The sequence below is a fragment of the Nocardia sp. alder85J genome, assembly GCF_020176955.2.
GTDB lineage: Bacteria > Actinomycetota > Actinomycetes > Mycobacteriales > Mycobacteriaceae > Nocardia.
Window position 1 is genome coordinate 411,119 of sequence record NZ_JAIUCZ020000009.1, and the last position, 19,054, is coordinate 430,172.

The 19,054-nt window shown below is 70.6% G+C and carries 21 protein-coding genes; 12 read left to right on the forward strand and 9 right to left on the reverse strand.

The genetic code is table 11. The annotated features are described in order from the left end of the window. Window positions 1-29 precede the first annotated feature (29 nt). Together LBW94_RS32205 and LBW94_RS32210 are read left to right on the forward strand one after the other, a co-directional pair. Window positions 30-689, forward strand: a complete 660-nt coding sequence (locus LBW94_RS32205) for an ATP-binding cassette domain-containing protein (protein ID WP_225062035.1) — start codon at window positions 30-32, stop codon at window positions 687-689. Continuing rightward, complete coding sequence (locus LBW94_RS32210; RefSeq protein WP_225062034.1) at window positions 686-1,489, forward strand: ABC transporter permease; 804 nt, start codon at window positions 686-688, stop codon at window positions 1,487-1,489. The genes LBW94_RS32205 and LBW94_RS32210 overlap by 4 nt, the downstream gene beginning before the upstream one ends. Window positions 1,490-1,729: 240 nt before the next feature. Here the strand turns inward: LBW94_RS32210 and LBW94_RS32215 are convergent, their stop codons facing one another. After that, a complete protein-coding gene (locus LBW94_RS32215; RefSeq protein ID WP_225062033.1) occupies window positions 1,730-2,164 on the reverse strand; it encodes a DoxX family protein in 435 nt (144 codons plus the stop codon). A gap of 100 nt (window positions 2,165-2,264) precedes the next feature. On the opposite strand from LBW94_RS32215, the gene LBW94_RS32220 reads away from it, so the two are divergent. From LBW94_RS32220 to LBW94_RS32230, 3 genes are all read left to right on the forward strand, one after another. Continuing rightward, the gene (locus LBW94_RS32220) at window positions 2,265-2,825 is read left to right on the forward strand and encodes a TetR/AcrR family transcriptional regulator (protein WP_225062032.1); all 561 of its coding nucleotides are present in this window, start codon (window positions 2,265-2,267) and stop codon (window positions 2,823-2,825) included. Between the two features lie 266 nt (window positions 2,826-3,091). Next, window positions 3,092-3,967 (forward strand): AraC family transcriptional regulator ligand-binding domain-containing protein, encoded by an 876-nt coding sequence (locus tag LBW94_RS32225; protein ID WP_225062031.1) that lies wholly within the window; start codon window positions 3,092-3,094, stop codon window positions 3,965-3,967. Next, the gene (locus LBW94_RS32230) at window positions 3,964-4,962 is read left to right on the forward strand and encodes an AraC family transcriptional regulator ligand-binding domain-containing protein (RefSeq protein WP_225062030.1); all 999 of its coding nucleotides are present in this window, start codon (window positions 3,964-3,966) and stop codon (window positions 4,960-4,962) included. Before LBW94_RS32225 ends, LBW94_RS32230 begins: the two co-directional genes overlap by 4 nt. Window positions 4,963-5,278: 316 nt before the next feature. Here LBW94_RS32230 and LBW94_RS32235 read toward each other — a convergent pair whose 3' ends face one another. The 3 genes from LBW94_RS32235 to LBW94_RS32245 all read right to left on the reverse strand — a co-directional run bounded on the left by LBW94_RS32235 (window position 5,279) and on the right by LBW94_RS32245 (window position 7,766). Then, window positions 5,279-5,473: a hypothetical protein gene (locus LBW94_RS32235; RefSeq protein ID WP_225062029.1), complete on the reverse strand. Its 195-nt coding sequence runs from the start codon at window positions 5,471-5,473 to the stop codon at window positions 5,279-5,281. Window positions 5,474-6,159: 686 nt separating this feature from the next. After that, window positions 6,160-6,885, reverse strand: a complete 726-nt coding sequence (locus LBW94_RS32240) for a PAS and ANTAR domain-containing protein (protein WP_225062028.1) — start codon at window positions 6,883-6,885, stop codon at window positions 6,160-6,162. 176 nt (window positions 6,886-7,061) lie between these two features. Further along, window positions 7,062-7,766, reverse strand: coding sequence for a GAF and ANTAR domain-containing protein (locus LBW94_RS32245; RefSeq protein WP_225062027.1), 705 nt, complete (start codon window positions 7,764-7,766; stop codon window positions 7,062-7,064). Between the two features lie 272 nt (window positions 7,767-8,038). On the opposite strand from LBW94_RS32245, the gene LBW94_RS32250 reads away from it, so the two are divergent. Continuing rightward, window positions 8,039-8,911 (forward strand): LuxR C-terminal-related transcriptional regulator, encoded by an 873-nt coding sequence (locus LBW94_RS32250; protein WP_225062026.1) that lies wholly within the window; start codon window positions 8,039-8,041, stop codon window positions 8,909-8,911. Window positions 8,912-8,941: 30 nt separating this feature from the next. Here LBW94_RS32250 and LBW94_RS32255 read toward each other — a convergent pair whose 3' ends face one another. Next, window positions 8,942-9,484, reverse strand: a complete 543-nt coding sequence (locus LBW94_RS32255) for a YceI family protein (RefSeq protein ID WP_225062025.1) — start codon at window positions 9,482-9,484, stop codon at window positions 8,942-8,944. A gap of 101 nt (window positions 9,485-9,585) precedes the next feature. Here LBW94_RS32255 and LBW94_RS32260 point away from each other — a divergent pair, with 101 nt between their 5' ends. Next, window positions 9,586-10,407, forward strand: a complete 822-nt coding sequence (locus LBW94_RS32260) for a helix-turn-helix transcriptional regulator (RefSeq protein WP_225062024.1) — start codon at window positions 9,586-9,588, stop codon at window positions 10,405-10,407. A gap of 49 nt (window positions 10,408-10,456) precedes the next feature. Here the strand turns inward: LBW94_RS32260 and LBW94_RS32265 are convergent, their stop codons facing one another. Next, window positions 10,457-10,705, reverse strand: coding sequence for a hypothetical protein (locus LBW94_RS32265; RefSeq protein WP_225062023.1), 249 nt, complete (start codon window positions 10,703-10,705; stop codon window positions 10,457-10,459). 292 nt (window positions 10,706-10,997) lie between these two features. Between LBW94_RS32265 and LBW94_RS32270 the strand changes: the two genes are divergently transcribed. The 3 genes from LBW94_RS32270 to LBW94_RS32280 are packed head-to-tail and all read left to right on the forward strand — an operon-like array spanning window position 10,998 to window position 12,498. After that, window positions 10,998-11,360 (forward strand): Asp23/Gls24 family envelope stress response protein, encoded by a 363-nt coding sequence (locus tag LBW94_RS32270; RefSeq protein WP_225062022.1) that lies wholly within the window; start codon window positions 10,998-11,000, stop codon window positions 11,358-11,360. Next, window positions 11,357-11,923 carry a DUF6286 domain-containing protein gene (locus tag LBW94_RS32275; RefSeq protein WP_225062021.1) on the forward strand — a complete coding sequence of 189 codons (567 nt, stop codon included), beginning with the start codon at window positions 11,357-11,359 and terminating at the stop codon, window positions 11,921-11,923. Before LBW94_RS32270 ends, LBW94_RS32275 begins: the two co-directional genes overlap by 4 nt. Continuing rightward, window positions 11,920-12,498, forward strand: a complete 579-nt coding sequence (locus tag LBW94_RS32280; RefSeq protein ID WP_225062020.1) for an alkaline shock response membrane anchor protein AmaP — start codon at window positions 11,920-11,922, stop codon at window positions 12,496-12,498. The genes LBW94_RS32275 and LBW94_RS32280 overlap by 4 nt, the downstream gene beginning before the upstream one ends. Here the strand turns inward: LBW94_RS32280 and LBW94_RS32285 are convergent. Continuing rightward, complete coding sequence (locus tag LBW94_RS32285; RefSeq protein WP_225062019.1) at window positions 12,479-13,768, reverse strand: D-arabinono-1,4-lactone oxidase; 1,290 nt, start codon at window positions 13,766-13,768, stop codon at window positions 12,479-12,481. The two genes, LBW94_RS32280 and LBW94_RS32285, sit on opposite strands and share 20 nt — an antisense overlap. 103 nt (window positions 13,769-13,871) lie before the next feature. Beyond that, entirely contained in the window at window positions 13,872-14,546 is a 675-nt protein-coding gene (locus LBW94_RS32290; RefSeq protein WP_225062018.1) for a TetR/AcrR family transcriptional regulator, read from the reverse strand. Between the two features lie 130 nt (window positions 14,547-14,676). Between LBW94_RS32290 and LBW94_RS32295 the strand changes: the two genes are divergently transcribed. After that, window positions 14,677-16,206 carry an MFS transporter gene (locus LBW94_RS32295; protein ID WP_225062017.1) on the forward strand — a complete coding sequence of 510 codons (1,530 nt, stop codon included), beginning with the start codon at window positions 14,677-14,679 and terminating at the stop codon, window positions 16,204-16,206. 67 nt (window positions 16,207-16,273) lie between these two features. Here LBW94_RS32295 and LBW94_RS32300 read toward each other — a convergent pair whose 3' ends face one another. Next, window positions 16,274-16,948 carry a TetR/AcrR family transcriptional regulator gene (locus LBW94_RS32300; RefSeq protein WP_225062016.1) on the reverse strand — a complete coding sequence of 225 codons (675 nt, stop codon included), beginning with the start codon at window positions 16,946-16,948 and terminating at the stop codon, window positions 16,274-16,276. 372 nt (window positions 16,949-17,320) lie between these two features. On the opposite strand from LBW94_RS32300, the gene pgm reads away from it, so the two are divergent. Then, complete coding sequence (pgm, locus tag LBW94_RS32305) at window positions 17,321-18,955, forward strand: phosphoglucomutase (alpha-D-glucose-1,6-bisphosphate-dependent) (protein WP_225062015.1); 1,635 nt, start codon at window positions 17,321-17,323, stop codon at window positions 18,953-18,955. The last annotated feature ends 99 nt before the right edge of the window (window positions 18,956-19,054 follow it).

Below are 19,054 nucleotides of genomic sequence, written 5' to 3' on the forward strand. Positions count from 1 at the left end.
GCCGTCGCGGGTAGGGCAGGGTGGGTGGCGTGCACAGCATTGTCCTGGACAAGGTTTCCGTGACCTACGGCCACCGGACGGTGTTCACCGACCTCGACGCCGTGCTGCCGGGCGGTTGCTGCACCGCGCTGGTCGGGCCCAGCGGCATCGGCAAGACCACGCTGCTGCGCCTGCTGAACCGGCTGGCCGAGCCGTCGTCCGGGGTGATCAGTCTCGACGGTGTGCCGCTGACCCAGCTGAACGTGCTGGAGTTGCGCCGCCGGATCGGGCTGGTGCCGCAACAGCCGGTGCTGCTGACCGAGGTCGTGCAGGACGAGGTGCGGGTGGGCCGGCCCGATCTGCTCGAGACGGAGGTGCTGGAACTGCTGGCCCGCGCCGGACTCCCGGAGACCTTCCTGCACCGCCGCTGCGCGGAGCTGTCCGGCGGTGAGGCGCAGCGGGTCTGCCTGGCCCGCGGGCTCGCGGTGCAGCCGGAGGTGCTGCTGCTGGACGAACCCACCTCGGCGCTGGACGAACAGTCCGCCGGGGTGATCGCCGGCCTGATCCGCGGGCACATCGCCGCCGGCGGAACGGTCGTACTGGTCAGCCACGACAGCGTTTTCGTCGGCAGCGTCGCCGACGAGATCCTGCTGCTGGAACAGGGCCGGTTGTCGCAGCTCGGCGACACGGGCGGACGGGAGCTCCGGTGACCACGACCGTCGCGCACGTGCCCACCTGGCTGGGGGTCGCGGCCTCGCTGCTGCTGGTGGCGCTGGCGGCCGGGATCGCCTACCGCCAGCAACTGGGACTGACCCGCGAACTGCTGATCGCCGCGGCGCGGGGCGGGGTGCAGCTGATCGCGGTCGGCGCGATTCTGCTGGTGCTGTTCCGGCACACCGGTCTGCCGGGCGGGCTGGCCTGGGTGGTGCTGATGATCGTGGTCGCCGGGCAGGTGGCCGGTCGGCGCGGCGCCGGACTGCCGCACGCGGTGCAGGCCGCCACCCTCGGCGTCGCCTTCGGTTCGGTGCTGACCCTCGGCGTGCTGCTGCTGTTGCGGGTGATCTCTACCGAGGCCCGGGTGGTGGTGCCGGTCGGCGGCATGATCGTCTCCGGCGCCATGCAGGCCACCGGGGTCGCGCTGCGCCGGGTGCGGGAGGACGCGATCGCCGCCCGCCCGCAGGTGGAGGCCCGGCTGTGCCTCGGCCTGCCCGCCGGGGAGGCGTTCCTGCCCTACCGCCGCTCGGCGCTGCGCACCGCGCTGGTCCCCGTGATCGACTCGACCAAGGTGGTCGGCCTGATCAGCCTGCCCGGCGCGATGACCGGCCTGATCCTCGCCGGCGTCGACCCGCTGGTGGCGATCCGCTACCAGATCGTCGTGATGTACATGCTGCTGTCCGCCGCGGCACTGGCGGCTCTCGCCGCCGCCCGCATCGCCGAACGCCGGCTGTTCGACGACGCCCAGCGACTGGTGGCCGTGGATCTCGAAACCCCTTCTGCCGCAGAGCATTAGCTCGCGGCGGCAGGCGCGGATGGCACCGGGTGGTGTCCGGCGGCGCGGTCGCCACCGCTGACCCCGCACGCGGGCTCAGCGTCCACGATCGCCCCCGCGGCGCCTTCGTGGCCTGGCTGCGCGGCGCGGCATGTGCGAGAAGCTCGTCAGCCGCCGCGGGAGCTTCGGCGCGGCGATCGGTGGTCTTGCCGCGGTGCGTACGGGATGACCGGAGGCGACGCGCCAGGGTGGCTGTCCCGCTCACAGTGTGACGAGCACGCACGCGCCGATGAAGACCACCTGGACAACGGTGCGCAGCGGCAGCGGCATGCTCTTGATACCGAGGTCCGCGCGGGCGGCGCGGATGTTGGCGGGGAACATCACGACCAGCAGCACCGCGAGGCACCCGGCCGCGACCGGCGCTACCGGCGGGATGAGAACGCCTGCGGCGCCGGCCAATTCGAGCACGCCGGTGACGGTGACGAGGGTGGCCGGGGCGGGCAGCCGGGGCGGCACCATGGCGATCAGGCCGTTGCGCCGGGGCTGGGTGAAGTGGGCGATGCCGGTGAGCAGGAACATGGCCGCCAGCCCTGTCCGGGCGGCGTGCGGCCACGAATCCAGCCAGCCGGTCAGGTGCAGCCACCCGGCGAGCCGGGTGACCGCGGTGACGACGAGCAGTACGACGAGAGGTGCCATCGGGGTCTCCTGGGGTGCGCCCGGCTAAATCTTGACACTGGCAAGATTAGGTCGCGGCGGGAAACTTGTCAATGTCAAGATGATGCGTCAGGATCGAACCATGACCAAGAGCGCCTATCACCACGGCGACCTGCGGGCCGCCCTGCTGTCCGCCGCGGCCGAGCAGATCGCGGCCGAGGGGGTCGACGGGTTGTCGCTGCGCGTGCTGGCGCAGCGGGCCGGAGTCTCGCACGCCGCGCCCGCGCACCACTTCGGCAACCGGCAGGGCCTGCTGACCGAGCTGGCGATCACCGGATTCGACCTGCTGGCCGCCGAACTGTCCGCTGCCGCAGGGGATTTCCGCGAGGTGGCGGTGGCCTACATCCGATTCGCCCGGGACCACCCGGGGCATTTCGACATCATGTACCGGCACGACCTGCTGCGCGCCGACGACGAGCGGCTGGCCGCCGCCCGCTTCCGCTCCGGGGCCGAACTGCGTTCCGGCATAGCGGGAATGGGGCTGCCCGCGGCCGCGCGCCGGGCCGCGGAACTCGCGGCCTGGTCACTGGTGCACGGATTCGCGACGCTGTGGCGCGAGGGTGCGCTGGCCGGTGCGGAACTCGGCGGCGATCCGGAGGACCTGGCCCGCCGGATGGTCGCCACCGTCGATTTCGGGGTGTGAGGCGGGCCCTGCCCGGGTGCCGACCCGGCCGACGGTCCACAGGCCGAAGACGAAGTTGTCTGCGGGAGTGGGGGTGTAGCGGTCCGACACGGCCACCTCTCGGCGTATGAACCGGATCGTCCGGAATCGGCGGATTCCGGAACCGTTCCCGTACGGGTGGGCGGCCCGCGACCGATTATCCGGGACCCGCCTTTTCGGATACCGTGTTTCCCAGCGTGGTCATAGCTGTACAAATGTGTTCGCCGCAGAACGAGTACAGGAGGGGCATGGGCACCGATGTGACGTTGTTGCACCGATTCGTGGTGTCCGAACTCGTCACGGCCGGACTGGATCACGGCTGGCTGCTGCACGAGTGCGACATCCCGGACTGGACGCTGCGCGGTCCCGGGGTGCATCTGCCCAGCGCGACCTTCGCCCGGCTCTGGGAGGTCGGGTCCGGGCGGCTCGGCGATCCGGAGGTGCCGCTGCACATCGGTAACCGCTACCGGCTCAAGGCGGCCGAGCTGTTCGACTTCCTGTTCGCCACCGCCGCCACGGTCGGCGCCGGACTGGCCACCTGCGGCCCGTACATCACCGCGGTCAGCACCAACCACAGTGCCGAACTCACCTTCGACGGTGGCGCCGAGGCGACGGTGGCGCTCGACATCATCGACGGCGTCGGCCGCGGCCGGGATCTGGTCCAATTGTGGGGCCTGTCGGCGATGTTGGCGCGCACCCGGCGGGTGGTCGAGGGCCCGCTGGATCCCGTGCGGGTGACGCTGCGGCAGCGCGCCCCCCGCGACACCCGTTGCTACGCCGAGGTATTCGGCACGACGAAGCTGGAATTCGGCGCGGACACCGATGCCATGACCTTCCGTGCCGTGGATCTGGACCGGCCGCTGACCACCGCCGACCCGATGCTGGCGCAGGTGCTGCGCCCGCTGGCCGAAACCCTGCCGCCGCCACCGGAACTCCCGGCCGCCTGGCCGCGGCGGGTGGCGACGGCCCTGCACGAGGCGGTCGCCGACGGCGAGGTATCGCTGGAGGTGGTGGCGCGCCGGCTGGCGATCAGCCCGCGCACCCTGCAGCGCCGGCTCGCCGACGCGGGCACCAGCTGGCGGCACGAACTGGACCGGGCCCACCGCGCGGGAGCGGGCCGATGAGCACCGATGTCACGCTGCTGCACCGTTTCGTCATCGGGGAACTCGCCGCCGCCGGGGTGGATCGCGGTGCGCTGCTGCGGGAATGCGGAATTCCCGCCTGGGCGCTGTCCGGCGGTGCCGTGCACCTGGCCAGCGACACCTTCTCGCGGCTGTGGGAACTGGCCGAGAAACGGCTCGACGAACCGGAAGTCGCGCTGCGGGTCGCCAGCCGCTACCGGCTGCGGGTGCTCGGACTCTACGACTACCTCTTCGCCAGCGCCGCCACCCTCGGCGCCGGGCTGGCCACCTGCGGGCCCTATGTCGGCGCCGTGACCACCAATCACCGCTTCGATCTGGTGCCCGAGAACGACACCGAGACCACGCTGTATCTCCAGATGATCGACGGCGCGGGCCGCGCCCGGGACCTCACCCAGCTGTGGGGGCTGGTCGCGGTGCTGACCCGGGCCCGGGGCACCGTCGCCGCCCCGCTGGATCCGATCCGGGTCCGGTTGCGGCAGCGCGCACCTCGCGACCGGCGCGCCTATCACGAGGTATTCGGCACGACCGCAGTGGAATTCGAGGCGGACATCGACGCGATGACCTTCCGCGCCACCGATATGACACTGCCGCAGGCGACCTCGGATCCGGCGCTGGCGCGGGTGCTGCAACCGCTGGCGGCCGCCCTGCCACCCCCGCCGCCGCTGACGACGGCCTGGCCGCAGCGGGTCGCGGTCGCGCTGGCGGCCGCGCTCGACGACGGTGACGCCTCCCTGATCGCGGTGGCGCGGCGACTGGCGACCAGTCCCCGGACATTGCAGCGCCGACTCGCCGACGCGGGGACCACCTGGCGGCAGGAGTTGGAGCGTGCGCGCCTGACCCGGGCCGGTGCGGCGGGGCCGTTGAGCCCCCGGCGGCAGGCGCGGCTGCTCGGCTATGCCGACGCCGACACCATGCGCAGATCGGAACGGCGCTGGTCGCTGGCCGCCCGGACCTGGCAGGCCGACTCCGCCGAGTGAGGGTGCGCTCGACAGGCGAGTGACAGTGCGCCACACCAGAGAACAGCGGCAATGTGCTGCACGAACGGCCGGTAGTGCGTTGCACAAGCGTCAGTAGTGCGTTGCGTGAACCTGATTAGTGCGTTGCGGCGACGGCCAGCAGTGCGTTGCGTAAACGGCCAGCAGCGTGTTGCGTAAACGGGTGGTAGTGCGTTGCGTACACGGGTGGCAGCGTGTTGCGTGACGGGGCCGGCAGCGCACCGCACAAAGCCGGTAGCGGTGCGCTCTTCGATCGAACAGCCTTGCGCGGCAACGTGATATGCCGGCCCGGTACCGCTCAGGCGCGCAGGTTGCTGGCGGCGATGTTCCAGAAGGTGCCCCGGTCCAGGCACCGGAAATCCCAGGTCTCGGCGACCGCGTAGGTCGTCGCGACGATGGCCGGAACGTCGAAGTCCTCGCGGGTGGCGGTGCCCTTCGCCTCCAGCTCGGCGATCACATACTCGGTCGCGGATTCGCAGGTGTTGTTCAGCACGGTATCTCCTCTCGGTCTCGGGAACGCAGCCGGTGGATCTCGGAAAAGCTTGCCGTGCACGGGCATTCGCGGCGGGCACCGAGCCGGGGGCACGCCGGCTCGGTGCTCCCCGCCCGTCCCGGGTGCGGGGCGGCGGCCCGATCGCGGAGGATTCGAACCCGGGAACGACTGTGGTGCCGATGCGGCACGAGTTCAGTGTTGCGGCTGAAGGACCGGTAGGCCAGCGGAAAACGCGCCACCTCGGGGCAAACGCGCCAAACTGCGGTGGTGCCCCGCAGGCGCACGCCCGGACGCTGCGTGATCGAGTGTACCGCCGCGGGTGCCCGGCGAGTAGAGCCCGCCACCAGGCGAACTCGCCGCAATGCCGCGCAGGCCGAACGGCCCGCCGTGGGAACAGGTCCGGCGCGGTGCGGAGCTGGAAGCACTACGGCACGGAGGTGATCGCCGGGCCAGCCCGGGAGTCTCACGCGGCCGACCGGCCAGGCGAGGACGATACGGGCCCGCGCGTGGGTGATCCGGCCGCCCTGCCGCCTGCCGGGGCCGGGCAGCGGCGCCGGGATTCTCCGTGTACACACCAGTCGCAAGACTCCTACCAGGGGAAACATGGCAGCGGCGCCGAGCTCGACCCTGCTCCAGCGAGACCGTACGCCGGCCTACCGGTGCTGACTACCCCCGAACGGGGGTAGTCAGTGCGGCGGTTCCCCGTCGGCGCCGGGCACCCGCAGATGCGCGGTCAGCAGCAGGTGGTCGAAGGCGCTGATCACCTCCACCGGCACGGCGGGGACGGCGGGCAGATCGCCCAGCAGCCGGGTGGCCAGGAGTTGCAGCCGGGTATTGGTTTCCTGGGACCGCCAGCGCAGCACCTCGAAGGCCTGTTCGGCGCCGATCCGGTACATGGCCATCAGCACGCCCTTGGCCTGTTCGATCTCGGCGCGGGTGCGAATGATCTCCGGTAGTTGCGCGTCGAACATCCGGCGGGCGGAGTCGGCGACCATGCCGTCGAGCTCGATGTAGACGCCCTCGGCGCCGACGATCTGCCCGGCGTCGCCGGTGAGCCGGTCGGCGACCACCATGACGGTGTGGATACCGCCGCTGGTGTCGAGGAATCGATGCCGGCTCGAGAACGGCACGCCACCGGTGACCGAGCGGGTGATCGCCGCGGCGACGTCGTCGCCGTCATCGGGATGCCGGTGCGACAGCAGCAGGGCCGTGGTCGGCCGCACCGCATCGGGGGGATACCCGTGCATCCGGAACATCTCGGGTGACCATTCCCACTGCTGGGTGTCGAACCGGAACCGGAATCGGCCCGCGACCGGGCCCGGCAGCGCGGTCCCGGCGCCCGGGTCGGCCGGGCCCGGAGAAATATGGTCCGGCGTCATCGCCGGGACCCGCCCGCCACTGGCACGCATCATGAAGCCACCCGTCTTACAGAGCTGTTGTTCGTGCTCCGCCGGGGGCTGGGGCGGAATGAGGAGACCGGACCCCGCAGGCGGCCCGGACCGGAGCAAGCCTAGCATCGGCGGCGCTCCGGTCCGGGCAGTGCCCGACGGCGCCCGGTGGGTGTGCGGCCGTGTTGTGCCGCAGCGGGTTAGATGCGCAGGCCGATCTCGATGATCGCGCGGGCGATGGCGTGCAGGGGCGCCCGGTTGGCGCGCGCGTGCTTGCGGATCAGATCGAACGCCTCGTCGGGGGCGATCCCGCGCACCGTCGCGATGATGCCCTTGGCCTGTTCGATCACCACCCTCGACTCCAGGGCCTGTTCCAGCTGCTCGGTGACCTGGCGCTGCTGAATCCGCTTGTTGGCGTTCACGATGTAGCCGGTGGCCACCGAGGCCAGGGTCCGGGCCGCGTCGAGATCCTCCTCGGACCACGGCCGGGGACCGGTGCTGTAGAGGTTCACCGCCCCCAGCCGCTCCTGATCCAGCCACATCGGAATACCCGCCACGGCCAGCACGCCGAGTTCCAGCGCGGTCTCGGTGTAGGTCGGCCAGCGGTCGGCCGATTCGCGCAGATCGCTGACGGCCACCACCTCACCGGTGCGGCTGGCCTCCATGCAGGGGCCCTGCTGGGCGAGTTCCTGCACGCGTTCCAGCGTGGCGACCGGCGCCGCGGTCGCGCTCACGAACCGGAGCACGTCGTCCTCCAGTAACGAGACACCCGCGCCGACCAGGTCGAAGACCTTCGTCACGCTCATACCGAGCTCGTCGAGTGCCGTCTCGACCTTGTAGGGCGTCGGCAACAGCCGGGCGAACCGTGCCAGCGCCTCGACCAATGCCGAACTGTCGTGTGCCATCACCGACCTCCCGATCACGGCGGCCTCCGGACGGCCGCGTCCTCTCTCCGAGCTACCCGGATCGGCCTGTCTCACACAACGCGGGGCGGTCGCCGGCGCGGTGTACGCAGGCCGTACGAGGTATCGGCGGGGCCCGGCGCACCGGACCGGTGGCGCGGTATCGCACCGCCCGGGCACGGCGTATCGGCGGCGCGCGAACCGGCCCGGGGCCCCGGCGGCGCGGCTAGGATCACATCACCGCACTCGGGCTCGATCCTGGAAAGAAGTCCGTGATGGACGTGCTCCGCCCCCGCGACATCGACGCGTTGCGTGCGCAATTGCGCGAGGCCGCAACAACTTCCGGAATGCCGGTGGTCTTCGGTGGCAGTGTCCGGGACGGCACGCTGATCCTCAGCGAATTCCTCGGTACCCGGACGGGCGCGATGCGCGGGCTGATGATTCCGCCCGATTCGGGGCTGGGTGGTTCGGTGGTGGCCGGCGGCCGGCCCTCCGCGGTGGCCGACTATCCGGCCGCGGCCACCATCACCCATCACTACGACGCGCCGGTGGGCGCGGAGGGGTTGCGGGCGGTGCTGGCCGTGCCGGTGGTGGTCGACGGCCGTTCCCGGGCGGTGCTGTACGCGGCCTGCCGCGACGCGGGGCCGATCGGGGCGAGCGCCGCCGAGGCGATGATGCGGGCCGGGCGGCGGCTGGCGCGGGAGCTGGCGATCCGCGACGAGGTCGACCGGCGGCTGCGGTTGCGGGAGTCGGGTGCGGCGCGAGATCGGGAGCCCGGTCGCCCGGACCGGCCGCCGTGGGCGGCGGCACTGGGCGAGGAGTTGCGCGACATCCACGCCGAGATGCGAGGTATCGCACAGTCCGTCGCCGAGGCCGGCGCCCGCGACCGGCTGCGTGATCTGGCCGACCGGCTGGTGCGGCTGGTGACCGGGTCCGGCGCCGTCGTCGCCGCGCCGGCGCTGTCGCCGCGCGAGCTGGACGTGCTCGCCCACATCGCGCTGGGATGCACCAATGCCGAAGCCGCGCACCGGTTGTCGCTGCGCCCGGAGACCGTCAAGGCCTATCTGCGCAGCGCCATGGTCAAACTCGACGCGCACACCCGGCACGAGGCGGTGGTGGTGGCCCGGCGTCTCGGCCTGCTGCCGTGAACCGGGCCCGCCTCCGGGAGACCGCCGGGATCAGCCGGCCGTCGGCTCGATCAGCTGGATGTCCAGCTCGATGGCGATCTTGTCACTGAGGAACGACGACGGGAGCGCGGTGCCGACACCGAAATCGGTGCGCAGCAGGGTGGCGGTGGCGGTGAAGCCGGTGTGCCGCTCGCCCGGCCGGAACTCCTGCACGCCGCCCCACTCGACGGCGAGGGTGATCGGCTTGGTGATCTCACCGAAGGTGAGCTCACCCACGACCTCGAAGTCCTCGGCGGCGCGGATCGGCTCGAGCGCCTTGAACGACAGCGTGGGGTTTTTCTCGGCGTGCAGCAGGTCAGCGCTGCGGACGTGCCCGTCCCGCTGCTCGTTGCCGGTGTCGAAGGATTCGACGTACACGGTCGCGGAGATCAGCGCGTAACCGGACTCGTCCACGACGAACTCGGCGTCGAACTTGTTGAAACGCCCCCGGACCTTGGAGATGCCCAGGTGGCGCACGGTGAAGTTGACCGAGGAGTGGGCGGTGTCCAGTGCCCAGGTACCGGGGCGCAGGGTGGTCTGTTCAGGAGTGGTCATGCCCCGAGAGTAAGTGGACCTCGGTCCGGTTAGCCACACCGCGCTGATCCTGGCACTGGCAGGGCGCGGATAACAGGGCGGGGATCCGGCAGGATGGGGGAGTGACGCAGTCCGAGTTCGCCGAATTCCTGATCGCCCGCCGGGCCCTGTTGCAACCGGAGGAGGTGGGGTTGCCCGCCGGTCGCCGCCGCCGCACCCCGGGGCTGCGCCGTGAGGAGGTGGCCGCGCTGGCGGGGGTGAGCGTGGACTATCTGGCCCGGCTCGAACAGGGCCGTGACACCAATCCCTCCACCGCGGTCCTGGGCGCCCTGGCCGACGCCCTCCGGCTCAACGAGGTCGAGCGGCATCATTTCGGCAAACTGGCCATGGGAATGGAACGCACCTCGACCTGCCCGAACGGCGGGGCGGCGCACGACCAGGTCACGGACACCCTGCAGGCCGTGCTGGACGGGCTGCATCCCACCCCGGCCTTCCTGGTCGGGCGGTGGCTCACGGTGCTGGCCTCCAATGCCGCCTGGCGCGACTTCGGGGAGCCGCTGGGCCTGCTCGATCCCGAGGCCGAGGGCAATCTCGCCTACTACGTCTTCGCGCACCCGCGGGCCGCCGAATACTGGCGGGACTGGCCGGCGGTCGCCGATCTGATGGTGTCGCTGCTGCGGGCCGCCCGCTCACAATGGCCCGAGGACGAGCGGCTCGGCGCGATGATCGACGCCCTGCACCGCTATCCGGAGTTCGTCCGGCGCTGGCGTTCGCATCGGGTGGTGGAGCACAGCCGGGTCACCATGCACCTGGACCATCCGCGCCGCGGCGAGGTCGAGGTCGAGATGGAATTGTTCAGTCCCGCATCGGATCAGACCATGATGGTCTGGCTGGTCGACCGCCGCCGGGCGCCCGCGCGGGGGCTGCGGCTGGTCAACGAGTAGGACGCAGATCGGCCCGCCACAGGCGTGTGGCGGGCCGATCCGGGCTCGGCTAGCGGCCGGCCTTCTGACGCAACTTGTCGGCGGCATTCTTCATGCCGGTCTCGACTCGCTCCCGGTTCTCCTTCATGTCGGCCTCGAGGCGTTCGCGGCCGTGGCGCATGTCGTCGGCCATCTGGCTCGCTCCGCGCTTCATGTCGTCGGCCATGCGCTCGCGTTCGGAGTCCATACGCTCCGGCTGCTGCTTCATCGGCTTCTTGGCTTTCGCGGCCACCTGGCCAGACTTCTTGCGGTCAGACATCTGAACCTTCCTATCGGTCGGTCACGTCCGAAAAGAACCTGCGGTCGGGACGAGCCTCATCCGGCTTGTCCGCCGTGCGGTGGAACGTTGCCGGGCCGACGTGTGATCGCCGTTCCGGCAACCGGGAGAGCACCGCAGCAACTGTGTCGACAACTCGGCTGCGGCCTTCACCATCCTGGCTATTGCCACTCGCGGGTGTCAACCCAAGAATTCGTACCGATGCAGCTAGTGTTGCGCTAACGCAACGAGTCGGGACGCCAGCCGGTCCGCAGACGCCGCTCGGGAGGAATCCATGACGAGTACGGTGACCGACAGCCACACCTGGAGCGACACCGGGAGCGCGGCCGCCACCACTGCCGACAACGACATCACCGGTCCGCCACCCGGCGAGGTGGACACCGCGGCGATTCGCGTCGCCGCCATCGCCGCGGCCCGCGAGATCACCGGTGTGGAAAGGGATGTCGAGGTGCGAGTCAAACTCGCCCGCGGTGAACCGACGCTCGCGCTGCGATTACCGATCCGCTATCCGATGCCGATATGGCAGGTCGCCACCGCGTGCCGCGCGCACGTGCGGCAGCGGGTGCAGGAGCAGCTCGGGGTGCGGATCCGCCGCGTGGACATCGAGGTGACCGACCTACCCCGGAAGTCGCTATGATCCGCCGCCCGCATCGCGCGGTACCCGCGGCCGTGCTGGCGCTGGCGCTGCTGGGGATCAGCACCGCGGTGGCGCTGACCCTGATACCCGGACTGACCGGCGCCCCGGACTATCTGTGGCACGACGTCATCGTCCGTGTCCTGCACGACATCAGCTGGAACGACGCCCGGGTCGCCGCCGCCGGTCTGGCCGCGGTCGCCGGGGGCGTGGCGCTGCTGGCGCTGGCGGTGCTGCCCGACCGGACCACGGTGCTACCGCTGGCCGCCGGCGACGAGATCGCCGCCGGCGTGGTGCGTTCCGGCCTGCATCGGGCCCTGGGCGCGGCGGCGCAGTCCGTCGACGGTGTGCACTCGGTACGAGTCCGGTTGCACCGCAGGAAGATCCGGGTCGTCGCCCGCACCTCGGGGGTACGCTCGCCGGAACTGCGGCAGGCCGTCCGCGATGCCGTCGACGCACAGGTCACCCGGATCGCCCCGGCCCCGTCGCCACGGGTGACGGCCCGGGTCTGCCGCATCGGACTCGGTGCCCGGCAACGGAATTCGCGGCGTGGAGGCAGGCGATGAGCGGCCGTCCGCGCGGCCGGATCCGGCCCAATCGCACGGCGCTGGCCCTGCTGGGCCTGCTGCTGCTGGCGGCGGGCGGCTATCTGCTGACCGCCCATCTCGACGAGCTGAGCTGGGTCGACGCCGCGGATCCGCTGGTGCCCGGCACCGAATTACCGCCCGACTGGGTGTGCTGGGCCATCGCCGCGGTGGCCATCGGCATCGGCCTGGCCAGCCTGCGCTGGGCGGTGGCGCAATGGCCCCGGAACCCGGCGGCGGTGCGCTGGCGGGCCCGCGCGGACTCCGGTGATCTGGCGGTACTCGATTCGGCCCGGATCGCCGCCCCGCTGGTCGCCGATCTGGAGACCTATCCGGGTGTCCGCTCGGCGACCGCCTGGGTCACCGGCTCGGGCCGCCGTCCGCGGGTGCATCTGCTGGTGTCGGCCGCGCCCGATACCGATGTGGTCGCGCTGCGCGCCCGCATCAGCACGCACGCGCTGCCGCGGTTGCGCCAGGCCCTGGAGGTGGCGGCCGTGCCGGTCACCCTCGAACTGCGCCTGGAGGACGGTCCGGTGATCAGCCCAGCACGCGGGTGACGTACGGATTGGCGAAGCGGCCCCGGGGATCCAGCCGGCGGCGGACCTGCTGGAAGCGGTCCCAGTCGGGGTAGCGGTCGCGCAGGGTCTCGGCAGTCTGGAAATGCCGTTTCCCCCAGTGCGGCCGGCCGTGGTAGCGGTCGAAGACCGCCTCGCAGGCGCGGAAGTACGGCTCCCACGCCATGCCCCGGTACTGATGCACTGCGATATAACAGGTTTCGCGCCCGCCGGCGGGGGAGAGGAAGGCGTCGTCGGGCGCGACGAACCGGACCTCGGTCGGCATCGGCGAATCGAATCGGGTGCCGATCTCCGTGATCTCGCGCAGCGCGGCCGCCGCGTATTCGCGCGGGATCGCGTATTCCATCTCGGTGAAGCGGAACAGCCTGGGGGAGGCGAACACTCGATACGAGCGGTCGACCTGGCGACGATAGCTGCCGGCGTAGGCGGCCAGCCGCTGCACCCACGGGATCAGCTGCGGGCGGCGGTGGGTGAGACGGCACAGACCGTCGAAGGTGTAGTTGGACATGGCGATATCGGCGAACCAGTCCACCGCCTTCGGCCGCGGCTGCTCCGGCAACGCCGTGCGGTTGTTGCGCTTGGTCATCGCCAGCGGGCTGTGCGCGAACACGTAGAACTCGAAATGCTCGTTGCCGTCCACGAATTCGTCGAGATCGGCGAGCACCTCCTCGACCGGCACCGGGCGTTCGACCCCCTCGAGCACGAACGACGGCACCAGTTGCAGCGTCACCGCGGTGACCACGCCGAGAGCGCCCAGATTCACCCGGGCCGCGCGCCAGCCGTCCGGATCGGTCTGCTCACTGAGTTCGACCCCGCTGCCGTCGGCGAGCATCAATTCCATCGAATGCAGTGCCGCGGAGATGTTCTGCAACCCGCCCCCGGTGCCGTGGGTGCCGGTGGCGGTGGCGCCGGCGATGGTCTGGACGTCGATGTCACCCAGATTCGGGAAGGCCAGTCCGAGCGGATGCAGATGGGTGCTGATCGCGTTCAGGGTGGCGCCCGCCTCGACCCGGACCAGGCCGGTCGCGGTGTCGACGTGCAGAATACGGTTCAGATTCGACAGCCGCAGCAGGGTGCCGTCGGTCAGCACGGTGTCGTTGAACGAGTGGCCGGAGCCGACCACCCGCACGGTGCGCCCGGCGGATTCCGCGTCCGCCAGCAGTCCGGCCACCTCGCCGGGGGAGCCGGGGGCGGCGACGACAGCGGGCGCGCACTGCTGGTCGCCGGCCCAGTTCACCCATGAGTTGGTCATCTGTCCAACTTTAGGACATAGGTGTGTGCCGCACCACCGGACGGGCGAATTGCCCTGGTCCGTGCCGTTTCCATCGTCGATGTGAGGAATCTCGCGGTGTGCGTTACTTCTTGCGGGCGGCGAACACCGCATGTTTGGCGGCGTGGATCTCGTCCTCGGTGAGCGGATCCACCGGCAGCGGCTGCCGCGGCACGCTGTCGCCCCGGATGCCGTCGAGCAGGATCGCCAGATACCGGCGCCACGCCTCCGGATTGACCGGCCGGGTGAGGGTGGCCATCGACTCGACCATGGTCAGCAGGGCGAAGAAATCCGTGCCGACGATGCCCGGCCGCAGCACGCCGGCCGAAATGGCATGTTCGAGAAGGTGATTCACCGTCGACTCGACGCGGTCACGAACGCAGCCGAGCTGCTGCACCGATTCGGGAACCGACAACATCATCTCGCCCAGGCCGCGGTTGTCCGCCATGTGGCGGCAGGCGAAGTCGCAGAATTCGATCAGCCCGGCCCAGGCGTCCGGATTGGCACCGGCGGCCTCGGCGGCGTCGGCCACCTCCGTCATGCCGGTGGTGAGCACCTCGTTGATCAACTCGTGCTTGTTGGCATACCGCCGGTACACAGTGCCGATGCCCACATTCGCGGCCTCGGCCACATCATCGAGCGTGACCTCGAGCCCGCGCTCGGCGAACAAGTGCCTGGCAGCGGCCAGAATGCGCTGCTGATTGCGAACCGCGTCGGCGCGTAAACGCCTAGGTGGGGCGGGTGTGGTGGCGGGATTCACACTTCCATTCTAGCCCGAAGCAGGATTAAGTGGAGGCAGCTACTCCGTTATGGTGGTAACTTCGTAGAAGTAAGCGGAGGGCGAACCTCCGTTATTGGTAACCTTTCGGCCAACCACTCTTAGGGATCTCATGAACTCCGCTGTCGATACCGACAACCGGCCGGGCGGCGCCCCGTCCCGGCCGGCCGCGCACCGGGCCGACCGCCAGGGTCGGCGCGGCTCGCACGCCGCGCGCTGGTGGGTGCTGGCCGTGCTGGCCGTGGCCCAATTGATGGTCGTGCTGGACGCGACCGTGGTGAACATCGCACTGCCCGAGGCGCAGCGCGCGCTCGGCTTCTCCGACGGTGACCGCCAATGGGTCGTCACCGGTTACGCCCTCGCCTTCGGCAGCCTGCTGCTGCTCGGCGGCCGGCTGTCCGACCTGTTCGGCCGGCGGACCACCTTCATCGTCGGCCTGATCGGCTTCGCGGTGGCCTCGGCCATCGGCGGCGCCGCGAACGGCTTCGACATGCTGGTCGCCGCTCGCGTCGCCCAGGGTGTCTTCGGCGCACTGCTGGCCCCGGCCGCGCTGTCGCTGCTGACGGTGACCTTCACCGAACCGTCCGAGCGCGCAAAGGCATTCGGCATCTTCGGCGCCGTCGCCGGTACCGGCGGCGCGCTGGGCCTGCTGCTCGGCGGCGCGCTCACCGAATGGGCCTCGTGGCGCTGGGTGATGTACGTCAACCTGATCTTCGCCGCCATCGCACTGGTCGGCGCGGTGCTGCTGCTGGCCAGGCACAACTCCACCGAGCGGCCCAAGCTCGACATCCCGGGCACCGTCACGGTGACCGCCTCGCTGTTCGCCATCGTGTACGGCTTCTCGCAGGCCGAGTCGCACGGCTGGGGCAACGGCACCACCCTGGGCTTCCTGATCGGCGGCGCCGTGCTGCTGGTCGTGTTCGTGCTGCTGGAGCTGCGGGTCGCACATCCGCTGCTGCCGCTGCGTGTGGTGCTGGACCGGACCCGCGGCGCGTCCTATCTGGGTGTGTTCGTCATGGGCATCGGGATGTTCGCCACCTTCCTGTTCCTGACCTACTACCTGGAGAACACGCTCGCGTTCTCGCCGATCCGCACCGGCTTGGCCTTCCTGCCGATGGTGGCGGCGATGGTGTTGTCCTCCACCACCAGCCCGTCGGTGCTGCTGCCGCGGGTCGGCCCGAAGGTCACGATGGGCGCGGGCTACCTGCTCGGCGCGCTGTCGATGGGTCTGCTGACCCGGATCGACGTGCACACCTCGTACGCCACCCACGTGCTGCCCTCGCTGATCCTGATGGGCCTGGGTCTCGGCGCGGCGGTGTCGGTGGCCTTCCAGGGCGCGACTTCCGGTGTGCAGCACGAGGATGCGGGTGTGGCCTCGGCCATGGTCAACACCATGCAGCAGGTCGGCGGCTCGATCGGCACCGCGCTGCTGAGCACGCTGGCCGCCAGCGCGGCGACCGACTACGTGCACGGTCACCTGCCCCCGACCCCGGAGGTGGTGGCGGAGGCCGCGATCCACAGCTACGTGACCACGTTCTGGTGGGGCGCAGCGATCTTCGCGGTCGGCGCGGTCCTGGTCGCGGCCATCGTGCCGAACAAGATGCCGGTGCCCGCCGAGGGCGAACCGGTGCTGGTGCACTAGGGAATTCGGCTCGAAGGTGCCCCGGTCCGTGCGAAACGGGCCGGGGCGCCGTCGTTTCCGGATCAGGTCAGCGGCGGCGCACGGCGCAGGAGGCGTCGGCCTTGGCCTTGTCGATCTCGTCCTCGCGCAGCGGAGGCACCGAAAGTTCCTGGCGCGGTTGGCTGTCGCCGCGGATGCCGTCGAGCACGATCGCCAGGTAGCGGCGCCACACGTCGGTGTTCACCGACCGGGAGAACGCGGCGATCGACTCGACCATCCCGATGATCGCGAAGAAGTCGGAGGCCGCGATGCCAGGCCGCAGCACGCCCGCCTCCCGGGCCCGGTCGATCACGGTCGCGACGGCCGGTTTGACCCGATCCCGCATGGACTCGAAACGTTCCATGGCGTCCGGCAATTCGAGCATCACCGCACCGAGCCCGCGGTTGTCGGCGATGTGCCTGCACGCGTACTCCAGCAGCTCCACCAGCCCGGCCCACGGATCCGGATGCGCGTGAGCGGATTCGGCCGCCTCGGCCATCGCGGTGACGTGCCGTTCGAAGACCTCGGCGATCAGCTCCTGCTTGTTGGCGTAGCGCCGGTACACGGTGCCGACACCGACACCGGCCGCCTCCGCCACATCGTCGAGGGTGACGTCCAGACCCCGTTCGGCGAACAGCTGCCGGGCAGCGGTGAGAATCCGCTGCTGGTTGCGGGCGGCGTCCGCTCGCAGCCGTCGCGGCGTCGCGGTGGTGACGGGATCCACTCCATTATGTTAACAACCATCGGCGGGAAGCGGAGCCGTTAACTCCTATTTTCCTGATATCAGCAAATTTTCGGCGATCATTCCCGGCGGCCATGGGCGTGTTCGGTGCCTCGCCGAGACATTCCCCAGGTCACTCCAGCGGTGGGTATCCGGGGGCGCCCGGCGGGTCGCGCCGAGCGGCCGCCCGACGCCACGGGTGGCGATCGCTGGCAGTTAGCATGACAGCCGTGGAATTCCGGATCCGGTAGGAGGTTTCCAGGTGGGTTTGCGAACCAGCGCGGTGGCCGCGCGATTCGCTACCGTATTCCTTCTGGGGCGACGGTGATTCTGATGACGAGCCGCACGCAGACGATACGGAAAGGAGGCCCGAGCATGGCCCACGATCGAGCCGGACGGCCGGCCCGGGCTTCCGACCTGGAGGACATACCGCATCTGGTGACGGCCTACTACAGCCGGATTCCGGACCCGTCGGATCCGGCGCAGTCGGTGGCCTTCGGCACCTCCGGGCACCGGGGGTCCAGCCTGGACGCCGCATTCAACGAGGCGCACATCCTCGCGATCACCCAGGCGATCGTCGAATACCGCGCCACCCGCGGCATCACCGGCCCGGTGTACCTGGCCCGTGACACCCACGCGCTGTCCGAACCGGCCTGGACCACCGCGCTGGAGGTGCTCGCCGCCAACGACGTCACCGCGATCGTCGACGCCCGTGACCGCTACACCCCGACACCGGTGCTCAGCCACGCGGTGTTGCGGCACAATCGCGGCGGCACCCGGCATCAGGCCGACGGCATCGTCGTGACCCCCTCGCACAACCCGCCCCGCGACGGCGGCTTCAAATACAACCCACCCCACGGCGGCCCGGCCGACACGGTTGCCACCGACGCCATCGCCGCGCGCGCCAACGAATTGCTGCGCGCCGGCCTGTCCGGGGTGAAACGCACCACCCTCGCGCACGCGCTGGCGACCAGCGTGCAGCGCTACGACTACCTCGACAACTACATCACCGACCTGCCGAACGTGTTGAACCTGGACGCGATTCGCGGCGCGGGCATCCGGCTCGGCGCCGATCCGATGGGTGGCGCCAGCGTCGACTACTGGGAGGAGATCGGCCAGCGCTACGACCTCGAAATCGAGGTCGTCAACCCGTTCGTCGATCCGACCTGGCGGTTCATGACCCTCGACGGCGACGGCAAGATCCGGATGGACCCGTCGTCGAAGTACGCGATGGCCTCGCTGGTCGCCATCCGCGACGACTACGACATCTCCACCGGCAACGACGCCGACGCCGACCGGCACGGGGTGGTCACCCCCGACGCCGGGCTGATGAACCCCAACCACTATCTGGCCGTCGCGATCGAATACCTGATCGCCAACCGGATGGGCTGGGACGCGCTCACCAAGATCGGGAAGACGGCGGTGACCTCCGCGATGATCGACCGGGTCGTCGGCGTCCTCGGCCGCCAGGTGCACGAGGTGCCCGTCGGCTTCAAATGGTTCGTGCCCGGCCTGTTCTCGGGCTCGCTGGCCTTCGGCGGCGAGGAGAGCGCCGGCGCCTCCTTCCTCCGCATGGACGGCACGGTGTGGACCACCGACAAGGACGGCATCCTGCTGGCCCTGCTGGCCGCCGAGATCACCGCGGTCACCGGCCGCAGCCCGGCGGCCGGCTACGCCGAGCTGGAGAAGCGCTACGGCAGCCCCGCCTACGCCCGCATCGACGCCGTCGCCACCGCCGCCCAGAAGAAGCGGCTGGCCGCGCTCACCCCCGACGACATCACCGCCGGCGAGGTGGCCGGGGAGCCGATCGTCAACATCCAGACCCGCGCCCGCGGCAACGGCGCGGCCCTCGGCGGGGTGAAGGTCTCCACCGAGAACGCCTGGTTCGCCGCGCGCCCGTCCGGTACCGAGGACAAGTACAAGATCTACGCCGAATCCTTCCACGGGCCCGAGCATCTGGCCGAGGTGCAGGCGGCGGCCGAGGAAGTGGTGGGCCGGGCACTCGGCTGAGTGTCCGGGCGTTCGTGGCCGGATCGCCGGTCCGGCATGACTTCTCACCCGGCCGGGACATGACGAACGTCGTGGGTGCGCGGCCGGGCGCAGCCACAG